Below are 16,472 nucleotides of genomic sequence, written 5' to 3'. Positions count from 1 at the left end.
CCCCTCGCTGTAAACGTTATCGCCCCACCATAAAAGTGAGCATCAACCCAACACCCCTTGCGTGATTAACAGCGGCGCCCACGTGATCCTACCGGGGACATACTGCCCATGTTGAGTCGTTTTCAACTGTAAAAATCGAACCCTCTTGCCGAGAAGATTCACACACGCGGCAGGTAGGCTTTTTTTGGCAAAAACTTATCTTCAAAACACGCAGGAAATGGGTCATCGGTATGAATACCCCCAACCGGTTTGCGCAGGTACTGTTCCCAATCGTCCGTCACATTACGCAGATCGATCTCGTCGTTGAACTCGGTATGACGGCAGGCATCCATACGCGTCTCGACCGCATGTTTGAGTAATACGAAGGAGGCTAGTTGCTCCTGGTCGAACGAACGTGTGAGATAGGGATAGTGAATCGCCAGTTCAGCCTCTCCTTGTTCTTGCAACTGCCGGTTTACTCGACCGAACAGCCGATCCACACGACCTACTCGCTGCTCGTTGTCACCAGGGGTCCAGGCGATACCATAGTGATGCACCTTGCGGCATTGCAGATGCAGATTCACACCTTCCTGGAATACCGAAGTGGCCACTAGCACGTTTGGATAAAAAGGACTGTTGAAGCCAAGAATCAGCCGCTGCCGGTTACCTGACTGACCACTGGCGAACCAGGCAGGGCTTTGCAGACTGGTGAGAGTGCGCCAATCTTTCTGCCAGTCCGCCAGCGCATGATCGGTGATTTTTTCACAGATTTGCTCGAAAGAATCCAGGGCCGCGATAAAGTACTTCCGGATCAGCGAACCTGGCAGGCGCGGTGTCATCCAATCGACAAAAGCAAGGTAACGCTGCTGAGCATCGCCACCATGAGAGGTGCGACGAAACTCAGTGAACCAACTATAGAGTTCGATGATCACGGGGCTAGCAAACAGGAAGCCTGCTTTCACATAATTGCCGAAGTTTTCGGCAATACCTCGATTTCCCGTCTCAGGGTCCAGCCAGACATCCAGTCTCTGACGCGTAGTTTCGGGCAGCCCTTCATACATCAGGCTCCACAGGCTCGGCATTGGCCTGTCGTAATCGATTTGTGTTCGGCCGGCCGTATCTCCCAGTTCGCTGCTACTCGCTCCCCCTTGATGCGATGCAAGACGCGCCTGCAGCGCCGCCGTACCGTAGTCGTCGCGATCACGCTCGCCAACATGTTTGCGGTCATATCGCGTATACCCGCCTCGGCGGTAGTCACTTGCCGGCTCCAACAACAAAGAGAACAGGCTCTCGGGCTTGCGCAATCGCAAGCTGAAATTCGAGCAGTCCGTACTGCGCTCCTTGTGGTTCTTCTTCACTACAAATAGATCAGCAATGCGGGAGGCCAGCTTTTCATCGTTTTCCTGAGCATCGGCAACATCTGTTTGATCCTGCTCATCTAGCAGATCCTGATCGCCCAAATCCTCAGATGCCTGCTGCCTGACAAATTGATTGAAATAACTACGCGACCAACCCGTCTTCCGCCACCGCTCTAATAACCGCTCCTGATCTTCCGGTTGCCAGGCCTGGACAATTCGTCGCGCCAGCATCTGGTCACTGGCTGCATTTAAGCGCTGGGTGATTTCCCGGACCGAAGCAATCCGCCGCACAAACACCAGATGCTTGTGTTCGTGCAAGGCTATGCGCGTATCAAAAACATCTTCAGGCTGGCACTCGCGCATCAGCGCGTCGTATTTAGGATGCTCAGGATAGCTGTGGAAATACTCACGGTGCAGTTGGGTTAGATGATTAAGAATCTTCGTATCCGGGGCCCCAGAAAATGCCTGTGTGGAGTGATCCTGTTCCGCCTGCGCAGCATCAATAACGTCGACATCCAGCTTGGTGCCAATGGATTCGAATCCCTCGAGGTAGCCGTACAAAAACTTGCGATTGCTACCAGCCTGCCCCTGTTGTTGCACGAGTTTTTTCTGATACAACGCGAAGAACATCTCGGCTTCAGGATTGTTCTGGAAGCTTGCCGGCAAGGCTTTTTCATGACGATAGTTGTATTTGTTGCGGTAGCCTAGTACGCCCTGCATCAGACGCAGACGCCGCAACGCATATTTGGTTAGAAGCTCATCAGGCTCTAGTTTTCGCCCGTCGACCGGAGTATCGATGAAATAGCCGAGAATGGCCGCTATATCCTTGAGCGAGGAATGACTGGGCGTAGCGGTCAGCAGTAAGACTTTCTGCCCGAGCCGATTGCCCAGTTCACCGAAGAATTTTCGGGCTGCTTTGGCGCGCTGTGACCCTCCATCAGCGTTGCGGAAATAATGGGCTTCATCCACGACGATTAGATCGAACCCCTTGTCACCCAACGATGACTTGAGTTTTCGGTGAATGCCGGCCGCGGCTTGTTGCGCTTTTGCCAACACGTCACCCTCTTCTTTTTCGCATTTCAGAACCAGGTTGCTGAGCGAATAAATCGTGGTGAGATAAAGTTGCCCACTGCCCTCACTGACCGCTTCCGCCAGATCCGCAAGCCGCCAGTGCATTTGCGCTTCATGTAGCGGTCTGCGGTCGGGCGCATCGCTGGTCAAATGCTCACCGCCCCGGTAGTGCTCACGCAGGAAGGCCGCATATTCCCGCGACCAGTGATGGCAAATGTCCCGATTGGGTGCCATAACCAGCACCCGGGCAGAGGGCTTCAGTTTCCATAACAGCACCATGATACCTAGCGCCTGAAACGTCTTGCCCATGCCGACCTCATCGGCCAGCAGTGCCACGTTGTGCATAGACAGCTTGTTCCACAAACCAGCGACACCTTCGGCCTGACGCGCCGGCATTGAAATACGCTCGCTGCTTGCGTAATGCCAGTCGCGATCAGTCGCGTCGAAGTTGATCCAGTCCGCGACCTGTTCTGGCTTCAAGCCCCCCCACTCACTGCCGCGCATAGTCACATTCCTGTTCGACGCAGCGAAGATAGTCCAGATGTTTTTCCAATCCCCGCGGCAATTTTGGCGGCACCACTCTCAATGTCGACCACAATTCCTGTGCGGGCTTGCGGCGCTCGTAGCTCCGATATGACCGCACTGCCTGGTCGTAAAGCGAATTGACTTCCTGTGCGAGAAACCAGTTGAACACACTGGGTTGACTTCCTTGAAGTTGTTGGCGCGTTTTGGCCGCCAGTTCCTGCAGACAACCTGGGTAGCCGAAAAGCCATTTCTCCAATTGTACCGTTTCCGTGACTGTGTTCAGGCGCTCCCGAAAATGCTCAATCGCTTGGAACAGTCGGAAATAAGACAACGCATCATGTTCGATAGAGGCCGAAGGTATCGGCAGGTCTTCATCCGGCCCGGCACCTGTACGCAGGCACGCGCGGAGCACCGTGTTGTTATCGCTCTGCGGATCAATTTGAGTGACCAAACTGTCGAGCAAATCCTTGAGCGACTCGAATCCTTGCGCACGCCGGAAAGACTGACCGCTTTCAACAATAATCCCCCGATAGACCGGAGGGGTCTGGTTCCGCAGAAGAATGCTGTAGCTGTGATCCGCCAGCATTGCCTCGTTATCCGGGGTAATCCGCTCGATCGGCGTAAGCGAAAAGATTCCACCCTGACGTCGCGTCTTCCAGTGCAGGGGAATCGCTTCGTTCACACCCGGCAGCTTCAGCCAATAATCACTGTTGGGTTTGTTGGCGCACCACTGTCCCGTCACCGTAAAGCAGGCCCTCTTCCAGTCGTAATGCACGTTCAGGTCGAATGGCAGTTCCTCTGGAATGGTCAGGCTATCCTCTAGCAACAACAGGTCGCTGGCAAAGTCAGCCTCGGTGACATCGATTGGGTCACCAAGCATGTCTGCGTTGCGCTTGTAGTTCAGTACGATGCCCGCTTCGATATTGCGCTGCTCGAAACTGCTGGTACCTGCGTGCGTGAAATTCCACGATCCGATCGCCAGGCGGCACCCCTTGGTTGAGCGAAACAACCATGCCTTGGCGTGAGTTATTTCGACGAGGTTATGGCGAAAGGAAGGGTTGTGATGAAAAGCTAGGCTCTCATCGTCAATACTCGCTGCCAGTGCTTCGCTCCAAGGCGTCCGGAAGTAGCGGCCCTCGAGCCGGTCTGCGACCAGTGCCACTTTCAACTTGGGATTGCCCGACACTTGCTGAAGTCGAGCCAGCAGATCGGGCAGGTCCGCCGCCAGGTACGGTGACCACACCTGCAAAGAAGTGATCCTGTCCTGCGCCATGAGTCGATGGAGAAAAGTGTCTTGGTCGAAGCTGTGAACGAACTGCCAATCGGAACCGTTGTTCGCAAAGCGTCTGTCGGGCCAATCGAACGTCAGCTCCCACGGTTCGATCAATGCATTGAAAAACGCTTTTATCTGTTTGTATTGCCCGACATTGCAAACCCGATGAAAAGTGAACACTTCCTGATTGCGCCCCCAGCCACCGACCGTCAGGTTGGCACTGCCCGCGCCTAACACCATCTGTCCCGACTTGCTCTCAAGGTAGATGACTTTCGGATGAAATAGAGACTGGTCTGTGAAGCCATCGTCTTCATTGAATGCACGCGCTGAAACGCAATGAACATGGATGGCCGTACGTTTGTATTGTTCGGCCCCCAGCATGCGTTTGTCGCAGAAGATCCGAAAATCGATGTCTTTTTCTACCAGATACAATTGGAAGCTTTCGTAGTCCATGCGATTGCGTGGCTGATCCATGCCCAGCACTGCCGGCAGCAGGTAAGTTTCGACAAAACCGATATTCAGGTTGAAGCTAGTCAGCCAGACCCGGCGTATTTCGCCCAGTTCCTCCAACTGCTGCTTGAAGGCATCGAGCAGCTTCATGCTGCCACTCCCTGCAAGCCGCCGAGCAAATGACGAAACTGGGGAATGTAATACTGATGAACCCAACAACCCAACGGCCTGTCGGCGAAGGTCGGTTCACTCCGAGGCCGAACATGTAGCTTGAGCTGCGCGCCATTGACCAATGTCAGCCACGGCGACTGCCCGCGGCTTTCCATGACTTGCGCATGGTAGTTCAGCAATGCGCACATCTGGGCCGGTACGTCACCCTGCCTGGCCAATATCAGCAAGCGATTCAGCCGTGATTGACCGGTTGCCGAAAGCACCGAAGACATCGCTACGTTCTCTTCAATGGGGGCGGCGTAGGATGCCAAGGTGGCGGCATTACGGCCGAGGGCCTCCCAGCGTCGTTCAGCCTGCTCCAAGGATTGGGACTTCTCGGCCAGCATTAAGTTGAACAGCAGATCTAGCTCGCCCAGTAAAGGCTCAAGCAGGCGCACGTGTTCAAGCTTGTCCTGCGCTTCTGGCGGCAGCGGGTGCTTCACCGCCTTCTCAAACACGGCGGCAGCGGATGCGCTGCTGAGCCCTTCACCGCTTTTGGCGGGTGAGAGCACCTTGTACAACGCTCCAGGTGCTCCCTGGTCCAGCTCTGTGACGGAAAGCCAGAAGTCGCACGTCCTGGCGCCGACAGCTGCCGAAGAAGGAAAAGCTTCAATCAGAGCCAGTTTAAGCGTCGTGGGTATGTCGGAAAAATCCCGCTTTGGCTCGCCACTGTTGCTCGCCAGCAAATCCCGCAGATGCAGGCGCAGTAAGCCATAGAGGCGGGAGAGTGTCGGGACACTCTTGATCAGTGCCTCTGCGCTTTTCCACAGCGGTGCGGCCGTCGGCAAACTGTAGTGATACTGACGATTGAAAAAGCCCATCTCCACCAGTGGAGTCTTATAGCGACCGCTCACACCAAGCATGGTTTGACGAACCAGTACCTGAGCCTCGCTGTTATGGCTGAACGAAAGCCGTGGATTCCCGCCGCGTTCATACCACCTGCGTCGCGCCTTGCTGATCCCCAGCACACCAGTGCCTTCCAGGTCGGCAGTGTCTTGATGAGCGATGACGCTATAGACGTACAAGTTTTCCAGGTATATCAGGCAAGCATGCTTGAAGTTGAGATCATTTTTGCCGGCGTAGACTTTTTTCAAACCGCTGCCTAACGCGACCAAGTCGTCATCAATCAGGTTCTTGATCAACCAGTGATTGAACAGAGTCAAGGTGTAGTTGCGGATATCGTTGGAAATCGAGCTGATCCGGTTCTGAAAAATCTGCTGGCCGAACGCCGACCAAATCACCTGCAACCCCAACGGATCAATATTTAGCTCACTGCCAAGACTGTCATCATACTCGGTCAAAAACTCATTTAGAAACATACATGGATACCTTCGCAGCCCGGACACCAAAAACCAAATAGCCGCCAGAACTACAGACGCGCCATGCTTAGTCACGTGCAAAACCTGCCATCCTGACCGGCTAGCAGTGTGTGAGGCTGATAACCGGGCGGGCCTCTGAGATACGCGACTGTTCTGCACGCTGATAGTCGCAACGCTGGCGACAAGCCCCTTGATTAGCGTGGTAGCGACGGCACTATCCAAAGCTAGCGGAAATCGCATTTCCCAGTCAGGGCATTGCTGCTGAAGCTTCAAGAGTGGATCGGACTCATTTTGAAGCTTGTATTGCTCGCGAAGCTGCAATACGCCCCACACCAGATCGCGGAGTAATTGGTAAATAAGGTCCTGGCGATAACTTACTGGAAGTAATGCCGCCTGCGTCTTGATGGCATCCAGCAAGTCATCCTGGTGTAGGCTGCATCGAAGCGTTTGCTCAAGCACCATTCGTAGAAGACGAGACAAGCCGCCTTGAGCGGTCTCGAGCAGACGCATGGGTAGGCCACCGTTAATGGCGACATGTCCAATGTAGCGTTTGCCCTCCCCCCTGATTTCGGTGGTCAACTGCCATTGGCGGTGGCCTGCCAATACGTGGCGACTCGTTTGCTCATGGGTCATGCCAGGTTGTCCGGCCGCGAGGCAGAGCGGAGCCCAGCGCCAAGCTCCGCCGGCGTATTCACGCTTCCACCATTCCGCAGCAAACAGAAGCCATACCTGGCAGTACTCTGCACTACCAACGGCAAAACTTGGAATCGCACGAAGACATTGCTTTAGCTCGTTGTACTGAGCTTCTGTGGTTTTGTAAGCGAATAGCGGCCGGCCATCCGGAGCATCAAGGCCTCTTTTAGAAAGAAAACGGCTAATCCATTGATTAAGCTGCACGTCTAGCTCCATCTATTCGCAGGCTGGGCAGGGGTGTCGATGGTCGACACCTCCCGATTTCTCTGAGCTTAGAATTGCAAGCTGGCCGTTTAATATCAACCAATACTTTCGCGTTGAAGGAAGTCTGACGGGCAATACTTTCCCGCCTAGGCATTAGCAATTCTGCGGGCACTGCACGGCATCACCGCAAATTATGGGAAGCATCGCCCTTACGTAGAGAGGCAGTACTATTCCATCTAAAAAAAATTCAGTCCTACATCACTGCTATGACATCCCACCATGGAGCTTCAAACCATGTCATTGCAGTGCCCTCGCTGTAACTCACCCAAAATCGCCTCTCTCCACCAGGCCATGAAAATTGCGGCCGCCATCGGTACGGTTGGCGGTGCAGCACGCGGCGTCAGTGCAGCACTTGCAGGCGGTCAGGCAGGTGCCACCGTCGGCGCTATTGCCGGCCCGCTTGGAGTCACCCTCGGAGCCGTTTCTGGCGCCATCCTCGGCGGGCTTGTAGGCGGCGCTGGTGGCTGTGCATTGGGCGCTCAACTCGGCGACAAACTTGACCGCCATGTCCTCGCCCACAATCTCTGCCTGATCTGTGGACATCGATTCAATCTGCCTGCTTAAACCGTTCTCCCCTTCTCTCTTTTAGTAAGTCCGGACAGTGCCGCACGATGCGTGGCATTTATACCGGCTTGCACCCTAAGGAATCGTAATCATGGCTCATCAAATCGAACAAATGGCTTACGTTGGTGCGACCCCGTGGCATGGCCTCGGCAGCCAATTGACTCAAAAACAGCCTATTGAAATCTGGCAGCGCGAGGCTGGCATGGACTGGCAGATCCAGGAAAGCCCAGTTCACTTCAAAGCCGACGCTATTGGCCATTTGGGCAGCATTCACTCGTTCCCGGAGCAAAGGGTGCTGTACCGCTCCGACACCAAAGCACCGCTGTCAGTGGTTTCCAACCGCTATCAAATTGTTCAGCCGTGTGAAGTGATGGAGTTCTATCGAGATCTGACCGAGGTGTCCGGCTATGAGCTGGAGACCGCTGGCGTGCTCAAGGGCGGTCGTAAGTTCTGGGCGTTAGCGCGAACCGGTCAAAACACAGCGCTGAAAGGTAACGATCAAGTCAACGGCTATTTGTTGCTGGCAACCTCTTGCGACGGCACGCTTGCCACCACCGCCACGCCGACAACCGTTCGCGTAGTCTGCAACAACACCTTGACCATCGCACTAGATGGCACCACTCGCTCCATCAAGGTGCCTCACAGCACCCGCTTCGACCCTCAGGTCGTCAAAAAGCAATTGGGTGTTGCCGTCTCGCAATGGGACGAGTTTATGTATCGCATGCGCGTGCTGGCCGAGCGCAAAGTTCAGTGGCATGAAGCTATGGGATTCTTCATGAACGTGTTGTGTGACGTAACGCCCAATAGCAAATTACCTGAAGTCCTTCCCAACGAACGCGCCCTGCGCAAAGTACAAAGCTTGTACGAGGGGCGCGGCCGTGGTGCAACGCTTGAGTCGGCGCAAGGCACTGCCTGGGGTCTGCTCAACGCCGTGACCGAATATGTCGACCATGAGCGCAGAGCGCGCAGCAACGAGTACCGCATGGACTCCGCCTGGTTCGGCCAGGGAGCGCAAATAAAGCAACGTGCGCTGGATGCCGCCCTGCAACTCGCGGCCTGAAATGCCTCCCTCCCCTCAACCATAACGCCCGTTCAGCACCGAGCTCAACGGGCGTTTTTGTGTCTGCAAGGAACCCACATGAAAGCGATTACGCCAAATGAAAACACTCACAAGAGCCGGCCGGCCCTGCGCCTGATCGGCACCAAAGAACTCCCCCGAGAAGATTGGCTCGCCGTGCGTAAACAAGGCATCGGCAGCTCAGACGCAGGCGCAGCGGTTGGCTTGAACCCGTACAAATCGCAGTTGGAATTATGGCTTGAAAAGACTGGCCGGGATGCCGCGTTACCGAAAATCGATCCTCAGGATGAGGAGAGCCCAGCCTACTGGGGCAATGTTCTGGAGCCTATCGTGGCCTGGCATTACAGCAAACGCACTGGCAAGAAAGTGCGACGAATTAACGCCGTGCTGCAGCACCCTGATCCAGAACTGCCATGGATGCTCGCCAACATCGACCGCGAGGTGATTGGCGCGGACGACGTGCAGATCCTTGAATGCAAGACCGCCGGCATAAATGGAGCACGCCTCTGGAAAGAAGGCGTGCCCGAGTATGTGCAATTACAGGTCATGCACCAACTGGCCGTCACCGGTAAGCAGGCCGCAGATGTAGCAGTTTTACTGGGTGGCCAGCATCTAGAGATCCATCGCATCGACCGAGACGAGCAGATGATTGCCCGCCTGATCGAGCTGGAACGCAAGTTCTGGCAGTACGTTCAAACCGACACCCCACCTCCGGTCGATGGTAGTGCCTCGTCTGAAGCGGCGCTGCGTTGCCTTTACCCTCAGGACAATGGTCAATCAGCGGACTTCAGGGGCAATGCTGGATTGGCAGCGACCTACCTGGAGCTCAAGGCAATTCGACAATCCATTGCTGAAAAGGAGAGTCGCGAATCTCACCTGAAACAGATCCTACTGCAAGCCATGGGCGAAGCCACACGAGCGGAGTTCAGTAACGGTTTCATCAGCTGGAAGCGATCCAAAGACAGCACCGTGCTCGATGTCGAACGCCTGCTGAAGGAGAAGCCCTATCTACAAGTCCGTTTCACCAAGCTCAAGGAAGGCAGCCGTCGCTTCCTTATCAACTGAGCTCTCTTCCTCTCTGGCCATCCCGGTGCTACACGGTTCTCGGGTGGCCATTTTTTACTTCAAAGGATAACTATCATGCTCAAAGGCCTGGTCATTACACCGCCTGTGCTCGGGCGTATTTCCATTGGCAAAATCGTCGAGAAAAACGGCAAGCGCCTGCCGGAGAAAGATGATCAATTCACAATCACCTCACAAGTGCAAAGCAGGGACGGCTGGCTGCTGCATCCATTGAATGACGAATTACGCGAGACGCCGGACACCAAATTACGGAGCATTCCAATTCGCGTGCTGTTCAACGAACCGGAACTCAATTTCAGGGCCGAGTACACCTTGTTCGACCGCAACACTGGACGCCCCCTGTGTGTCGGCAACGGCGAGACCTGCAAGCGCCAATGCGAGGACGGAATCAAGTCGCTGCCCTGCCCTTCACCAGATGCCTGTTCGCTGGCCATGGGCAATGCCTGCAAGCCTTACGGACGGCTCAATGTGGTCATCGGCAACGATGACACGCTCGGCAGCTTCGTGTTCCGCACCACGGGCTTCAACAGCATTCGTACGTTGGCAGCACGCCTGCAGTACTTCCAGGCAGTTTCCGGCAACCGCCTGGCCTGTCTTCCACTGGAACTGCGCCTGCGTGGAAAATCCACTCGGCAGAGTCATGGCACGCCAATCTTCTACGCCGACATCACCGTGCGTAGCGGGATGAGCCTGGAAGAAGCACTGCTCGCCGGGAAAGAGTTGGATGAAACACGCCAAACAGCAGGCTTCCTCCAGTCCGCTCTAGATACAGCCGCTCAGAAGGGCTTCAGCAACGGAGTTTTTGAGGATAACGAGGACGACAGCGGTTCAGTAACCGAGGAGTTTTTTACCGGTGCGGATAGTGACTCTAACGCCACCGCTGCACTCGCGCCCAAGAGACCGACGCCAGCGACACCGCTCGCCAAAAAGCTTGAAGCACTCGCATCGATCAACTCAAAAACCGATTAAAAACCACCGCATCTAACTCGACGGCAAAACCATACAGGAGGGCACCAATTGGAGATTCACTATGAAAATGCTTCGACTATTTCTGTGCCTGATCATGTTCATTGGTGCGATGGCGGCAACCTCCGTGCTGGTTCTAAGCATCCTGCTGATGCTGCGCTTTCCATCATTGCTCGTCGCTGTAGTGCTTGCATGTGGAGTCCTGAACGTTTTAATCAGTAAGACCGCTCCCCAACAAACCTAAACAGAGTGTCGACTCATGAAGCTCTAAACCCTAGTGACGAAATCACAAGCCTGCCTCAAACAGCAAATCTGACGGCTTACATTGCAAAGCAGTAGCAATTCGGAGAATGTTCAAAAAAGTAACATTTCTTTCCCCCCGCTCAATTTTCCCCATGTGGGAACGATCAATCCCAGCAGCATCTGCCAAGGCTTCTTGCGACAGCGCATGTCCTAGCCGCCGCGTACGTACTACCGCACCAAGCGCTACCAGGTCACCGTCTTTATCGTGGTTTGCAGAGATTCTTGCCATGGCGAAGATCGTCGCGCTATGATGCTTTGACGACCACGGCATTTACGACCCTTTTACGCATTTCTGTGACATTGAGCAGACCTAGCAGAAGGCCTTCCTACTCCCGATTCAGAGAATCTGAAAATATGTCTCTATCAACAGTAAATGGTTTAAATGAATCTCAAATAGAAACACTCCTAAGAGCCAAAGCTTCTTTCGAGATTGTGGGCTTACGGGGTGAATTTACTAAGAGTGTAATCAACGTAGAAAAAAAGATAGAAAGCCTGGGTTTGAAGTGCCGTGTGAAGGTCGATATAAAAGGCGCTCTCGCGCAAGGCGGAATGCTTGGCACCATCATTGGAGCAGCGTCTCTGCCTATCGGAGTTACCTTAGCCGCCGCAGCTACCGTCGCTAGTGCCGGACACACGCTGGCTACCTATGACCCCGATTACGAAATCATAAAAGACTACATACACAAAAAACTAAAAGTAATCTACAAAAAATAGCCAGCAACAATATCAACTCTCGCCTATCAGACCATTACAGAGTTTAATAAAATGAAAATAAAACCAGCCATACTAAAAGCGGCGAGCTGTTTGGCATTCGCACTATCATTGAACGCCCAAGCAGAGGTTGACTATGGTCATATGTACCCGCCTATGCTGCCAAACGAACAGACCATGGACGATCTTCCTTATGCCATTCCCTGTGCAGAGGCCACCAATCAGTACGGTGCAAAATTCTACCGCTGTACTTGGTTTGTTCTCCCCAGAAATATCACCCAATGGAACGCCCAACAGCAACGTAACGTGACCTTTAGCAATCACATCAGCGGCAAGTGTGCGCGCGGCACCTGCCGTGCATCCAATGGATCTGGGGTCTATGGCATATACGGCCAAGACCTAAACTTTAGCCTGTCACTTTATTATTACATTTATGAAAGTGAAGATGGTTATCCGATTGCTTACCGTATGGATGGCGGGCCAAACAAAAAGGGCAAAGGAGTGACTTATGCTCACGCCCGCACAACGCTTCAAGAGTTCTTGCTTGATCATGGCATCAGCGATACGAACACAAAAGATGCTATTGCCGCATACAACTTAGACGCCAACGCAGCGAGCAGCCAATCAACCGACGACGCGCCACAGGTCGAAAACAAGCCTCTGACAAAACCAACAAAAACCATCACTACCAAAGAAGCCTGGTGCAATCCACGCGCAGACGATGAGTGCACCATCAACGGAAATAAAGTGCCAAAATCGGAGCTAAAGCAATACCTACCAGAAATTTATGAGCTGGAAGTCTTAAATGCAGGCGGATATTGCGAGCATCCAATTTGTTATGACAAAAATGACAAGCCGGTCGGCATTCACTAAAAATATAGGCATGGGATTTTACCCATGCTTTATTTTTTCTCTCTGAAAGAATACCACCCGAGCTACTTCTAGCAACGATGTTCCCACGCTTTCAGTAACTCGCTGATCATAGTTCATCGCTCAAAAACCGGCTGGCATAGCTGAGAAATTCTGCATGTGGCACTCGTAGCTCAATCCATCTGTACGGCTTGGATGGGGGCGTTTCACGGCGCTCACTAACGGTCATAATCAGTCGACGCTTGGCCCGTGATACGCCAACAAAGAAAGCACAACGCTCTTCGTCTGCCTTTCCCCAGAATGTCTGGTTTTCGACGCCAAGGAGGATGACCGAATCGAACTCCAACCCTTTGCTCTTGTGCATCGTCATGATGCGTACCGCCTGGTCATCCGAAAAACGCTCAAGGGCCTTGGGCAGATCAGGTTCAATCTTGAGCAATTCCTCGATACGCAATCTGGTATCCCGAATAACGTCCTTAAGCCTGTCGTAAGACTCATAGTCCGGGGAAAGCGCGCTCAGGGTTTCGATACTAACTTGTTTCAAGAACGCCCGAACGGCCTCCCACCAACCTGAATACGGCACGTCAAGAAGCTCCGCTACGTCAGCCTCTTTCCGCTGACGCTTGATCAATCGGTCTACATCCTTGCGAGTACTGGATTGGATTTCATCATCCGCGAAAGGGATCAACTGATTCATTAACCGAACCCAGGCTTTGGGCTCACGCTGGCCATAAAGACAGGACAAATAGTCCACGATCAAGCGAGCTGCAGGTTCGACCGTGATGTCCTGCATCTGTTGTTCGTTACGGAAAGGAATTCCCCGCACCTCTAACTCAGCCATGAGATGGTCGGCATATAACTCCAACTGTTTGGAAACAAGCACGGCGATTTCCGACGGGGGTAGCTGCTCTACTCTTATCCAGTTGGCAATCAAATCCGCCAAGCATTCGGCCTCTCTGCGACTGTCCTCAAATTGCCACGCGAAAACCTCACCTTCATCACCGGCAAGCTGCTCGTCGGGCATGGCTGACGCAGGGTCAAGGATACGGATGATCTCGTTCTGCACTCGAAGTAAGCGAGGCTGGGAACGGAAGTTGCGGTACATGTTGAGCGGGACCGCAGCAAAATCAGTCGCGAAGGTTTCAAAAATGCCATCAAGGGCTCCGGCCCAGCCCATAATTTTTTGTTTGGTATCACCAACGGCTGTGAGACGTATGCTGGTGCCCTGAAAGGCAAGCTTTATTAGGTTGTACTGCAGATTGGTACAGTCCTGGAACTCATCCAAAAAAACATCGCTGTAGGTTTGGCGAATGGCGTTTCGGGCCATTTTAGACGTCTGCAGTATCTTGATAGCCAACGGCACCAGGTCGCCGAACATAATTTGATTTCGGGAGGTCTCCACCTTCCTATCGGTAATTTTGTAACCCGCGTCCAGAGCCTCTTTCCCGGTCAGAACTGGCCGAAACCGATCGATTATCCGTTTAGCAAAGGCATGGAAGGTGAAGCTATCAAAGCGGGAAGCCAGATCAGTGCCACAGCGACGCTGAACCCTCTCTTTCAGGTTCTTGCTGGCATCAACCTTGAACGAGATGGCTAGGATCCGCTTTGGATAACGACAAGTGCCAGTGCGCAAAAGAAAATCTGCTCGCTGTGCAAGCATCTCGGTCTTGCCGGCACCGGGTCCAGCAGTCAGGGCAAGACACCGCTTCTGCTCCTTGGCTGCGAGGAGGGCATTCGGCTCAAGCGTCAGCCCGTCAGCAGGCTGCCAGGATTCGACTGCAATCATTCTGGCAGGTCCGCTAGCTTGGCGATGACGGCGTCTGTCAGTCTATTCAGGGATGCCGGCATATTTTCAAGCAACTCTTGATCACTCAACTGAGCAAGTGCGCTGATATGCGCGGCGGGCTTGCTGCCAAGCTTGAAGCGCTGGTGATAGGTGCCAAACAGCTTAAGTTCGTCTTCGCTGTATTGGGAAGAGTCATGATGGCTTTTCCCGAGGACAGCTTTGATAACGCTAGCATCTGGCGCCTCCTCTTCAACACCATAAGCTTCTGGATAGGAGAGAAGCATCGCGAAATCGAGATCCAGCGGATCGGAGAAATAAATGCCTCGCTCCTCAAAAGCAGTTAGGTAAACGGGATATTCACGCACCTTATGTTCATCGGAGTTCCACTTTGGAACTCCATGATCTTTCGGAAGGACCTTATCCGCTCGAAACACCCGCAACTGGTCGTTTACATATTTAAAGCGCCCCCAGCCAGCTTGATGGCGGGCCACATCCAAATCAAGGAGAGTTAAATATGGAATCTGCAAGGCCTCCAGCAATCGCCAAAAATGGTTGACGTGCCTGCCCCCCAGCGGCGCTATTACGACAGCTGACTCGTCAATCGGCGCGCCTTTGGCACGCAAGAGACGTGGCAACACAATCTCTTCGCTGTCTCCTTCACCTAGTACTATCAATCGAGAGAAATAGACCTCGGGAAATGCCTGTACTGCCTCGCGTACGAACTTGTGCGCCTCGTCCGCTTTATCCGGCAACTGAATGCAGCTAACGCGCGATTGCCGCGCCTCAGTCAGCCGCAAGTGACGGATGTGTTCCGGCTCGACTCGCCGAAGCATTGAGGGCGCATGCGTAGCTATGAGGGCTTGAGCATCGCCTTCGAGTGTCATGGTGTTCAATGCACTAACAATCCGTCCCAAATAGTGAGGGGAAAGACTGTTCTCAGGCTCTTCAACGGCAACCAGTGTAAATACGGGGGGACGCAGCTTGTCAGGGTCGAAGGATTTGTCTTTCTCCGCTAAGACGGCGCGACCTATCGCCTGTGAAGACAGTACAAGGGACAGATAGAGCATTGATTTCTGGCCGTCGCTCAGTCGCGAAAAATCGACCAAGTTTTCGTCATGCCCTGGTGTAAACGAGACGGACATATGCCGCAACAACGCCTCGATCTCTGAGGCTACAAAGGTAATCTTGGGGTCGGTAAAGAAACTGCCTTTGTGTAGTGACACCCATGTTGTTTTCAACTGTTCACTCAGAGCATTGACTGATGGGTTGGCTGCCAGGCTATCGCTTATACCGTCTGTGAGCCCCTTGATGAGGTCTCGCTCTTTGTCCCATTGCACCGCACGGAGTATCCGCCCAAGCAAAGCGTTGGCCCCATACGCAATATGGTCGGCGGGGTCACGTCGTGCTGGCAGGTAGTGGACATGTATGTGGTTGCGCTCGGCTCGCGGCACTTGCGCAGTGGTGAGCGGCGAACCATCCGGATTGACGTCCAGCACATATACAAGGGTTTCTTCGATGTCGCCATCCTGCCCCATGGCTGCGCTAAGGCGGAAACGCACTCGTGGAATACCGTCCGGTTCGTCGAGGCGCATGTGACCAAAATGAGGAGCAACCGTGCTGTTGTCTTCGTCATTCGCCAGTTCAGGGAAAAGGAAATCTGCTTCGATCCATAGCAGACGCTCTTCTGGAATTGCCTCCTCATCGAATGGAACTTGGAAGTCAGAACGCTGGATGCGACGCTGAGACGGATCGAAAGCGAACAGTCTGCATAGTGCTTGGAGTGCAGCCGTCTTGCCAGAACCATTAGGCCCGATCAAGTAGGTGATGGCTTCGAGGCCGACGTCAGTAGGCTCAGGACCGTAAGATTGAAAACTCGACAGGCGCAGCGTTTGCAACTTCATATTGTTTATCTTCCTTGTTGTCATTATTTACAGCACGCTGAGCTTAGTACACACCCGTTTGCCAACCA

General features: G+C 53.6%; 13 protein-coding genes. 7 read left to right on the top strand and 6 right to left on the bottom strand.

What is annotated here, in order from left to right:
* Window positions 1-158 precede the first annotated feature (158 nt).
* Genes RYB66_RS12085 through RYB66_RS12075 form a run of 3 tightly spaced genes read right to left on the bottom strand, consistent with a single transcriptional unit; the run spans window position 159 to window position 7,082 of the window.
* A complete protein-coding gene (locus RYB66_RS12085; RefSeq protein ID WP_316894495.1) occupies window positions 159-2,912 on the bottom strand; it encodes a DEAD/DEAH box helicase in 2,754 nt (917 codons plus the stop codon).
* Window positions 2,899-4,806 carry a hypothetical protein gene (locus RYB66_RS12080; protein WP_316894493.1) on the bottom strand — a complete coding sequence of 636 codons (1,908 nt, stop codon included), beginning with the start codon at window positions 4,804-4,806 and terminating at the stop codon, window positions 2,899-2,901. The genes RYB66_RS12085 and RYB66_RS12080 overlap by 14 nt, the downstream gene beginning before the upstream one ends.
* On the bottom strand, window positions 4,803-7,082 hold the full coding sequence (locus RYB66_RS12075) for an STY4851/ECs_5259 family protein (RefSeq protein WP_316894490.1): 2,280 nt from the start codon (window positions 7,080-7,082) through the stop codon (window positions 4,803-4,805). The genes RYB66_RS12080 and RYB66_RS12075 overlap by 4 nt, the downstream gene beginning before the upstream one ends.
* A gap of 351 nt (window positions 7,083-7,433) precedes the next feature.
* Here RYB66_RS12075 and RYB66_RS12070 point away from each other — a divergent pair, with 351 nt between their 5' ends.
* From RYB66_RS12070 to RYB66_RS12050, 5 genes are all read left to right on the top strand, one after another.
* Window positions 7,434-7,706, top strand: coding sequence for a hypothetical protein (locus RYB66_RS12070; protein WP_316894488.1), 273 nt, complete (start codon window positions 7,434-7,436; stop codon window positions 7,704-7,706).
* A 91-nt stretch (window positions 7,707-7,797) separates the two neighbouring features.
* Window positions 7,798-8,766, top strand: a complete 969-nt coding sequence (locus tag RYB66_RS12065; RefSeq protein ID WP_316894486.1) for a DUF932 domain-containing protein — start codon at window positions 7,798-7,800, stop codon at window positions 8,764-8,766.
* A 78-nt stretch (window positions 8,767-8,844) separates the two neighbouring features.
* The gene (locus tag RYB66_RS12060) at window positions 8,845-9,849 is read left to right on the top strand and encodes a lambda-exonuclease family protein (protein ID WP_316894484.1); all 1,005 of its coding nucleotides are present in this window, start codon (window positions 8,845-8,847) and stop codon (window positions 9,847-9,849) included.
* A 75-nt stretch (window positions 9,850-9,924) separates the two neighbouring features.
* On the top strand, window positions 9,925-10,836 hold the full coding sequence (locus RYB66_RS12055) for a hydrolase or metal-binding protein (RefSeq protein WP_316894482.1): 912 nt from the start codon (window positions 9,925-9,927) through the stop codon (window positions 10,834-10,836).
* A 61-nt stretch (window positions 10,837-10,897) separates the two neighbouring features.
* Window positions 10,898-11,077, top strand: a complete 180-nt coding sequence (locus RYB66_RS12050) for a hypothetical protein (RefSeq protein ID WP_316894480.1) — start codon at window positions 10,898-10,900, stop codon at window positions 11,075-11,077.
* A 42-nt stretch (window positions 11,078-11,119) separates the two neighbouring features.
* Here the strand turns inward: RYB66_RS12050 and RYB66_RS12045 are convergent, their stop codons facing one another.
* A complete protein-coding gene (locus tag RYB66_RS12045) occupies window positions 11,120-11,365 on the bottom strand; it encodes a helix-turn-helix transcriptional regulator (protein ID WP_316894528.1) in 246 nt (81 codons plus the stop codon).
* Window positions 11,366-11,490: 125 nt separating this feature from the next.
* On the opposite strand from RYB66_RS12045, the gene RYB66_RS12040 reads away from it, so the two are divergent.
* The gene (locus tag RYB66_RS12040) at window positions 11,491-11,850 is read left to right on the top strand and encodes a hypothetical protein (protein ID WP_316894478.1); all 360 of its coding nucleotides are present in this window, start codon (window positions 11,491-11,493) and stop codon (window positions 11,848-11,850) included.
* 174 nt (window positions 11,851-12,024) lie between these two features.
* Window positions 12,025-12,720 carry a hypothetical protein gene (locus RYB66_RS12035; RefSeq protein ID WP_316894475.1) on the top strand — a complete coding sequence of 232 codons (696 nt, stop codon included), beginning with the start codon at window positions 12,025-12,027 and terminating at the stop codon, window positions 12,718-12,720.
* 106 nt (window positions 12,721-12,826) lie between these two features.
* On the opposite strand, the gene RYB66_RS12030 is transcribed toward RYB66_RS12035, so the two are convergent.
* A complete protein-coding gene (locus RYB66_RS12030) occupies window positions 12,827-14,503 on the bottom strand; it encodes an ATP-dependent helicase (RefSeq protein WP_316894473.1) in 1,677 nt (558 codons plus the stop codon).
* Complete coding sequence (locus RYB66_RS12025) at window positions 14,500-16,404, bottom strand: ATP-dependent nuclease (RefSeq protein ID WP_316894470.1); 1,905 nt, start codon at window positions 16,402-16,404, stop codon at window positions 14,500-14,502. Before RYB66_RS12025 ends, RYB66_RS12030 begins: the two co-directional genes overlap by 4 nt.
* Window positions 16,405-16,472 lie beyond the last annotated feature (68 nt).

The organism is Pseudomonas syringae group sp. 243L2 (assembly GCF_032587875.1).
Taxonomy (GTDB): Bacteria; Pseudomonadota; Gammaproteobacteria; order Pseudomonadales; family Pseudomonadaceae; genus Aquipseudomonas; species Aquipseudomonas amygdali.
This window is presented reverse-complemented; position numbering and strand designations above follow the sequence as displayed.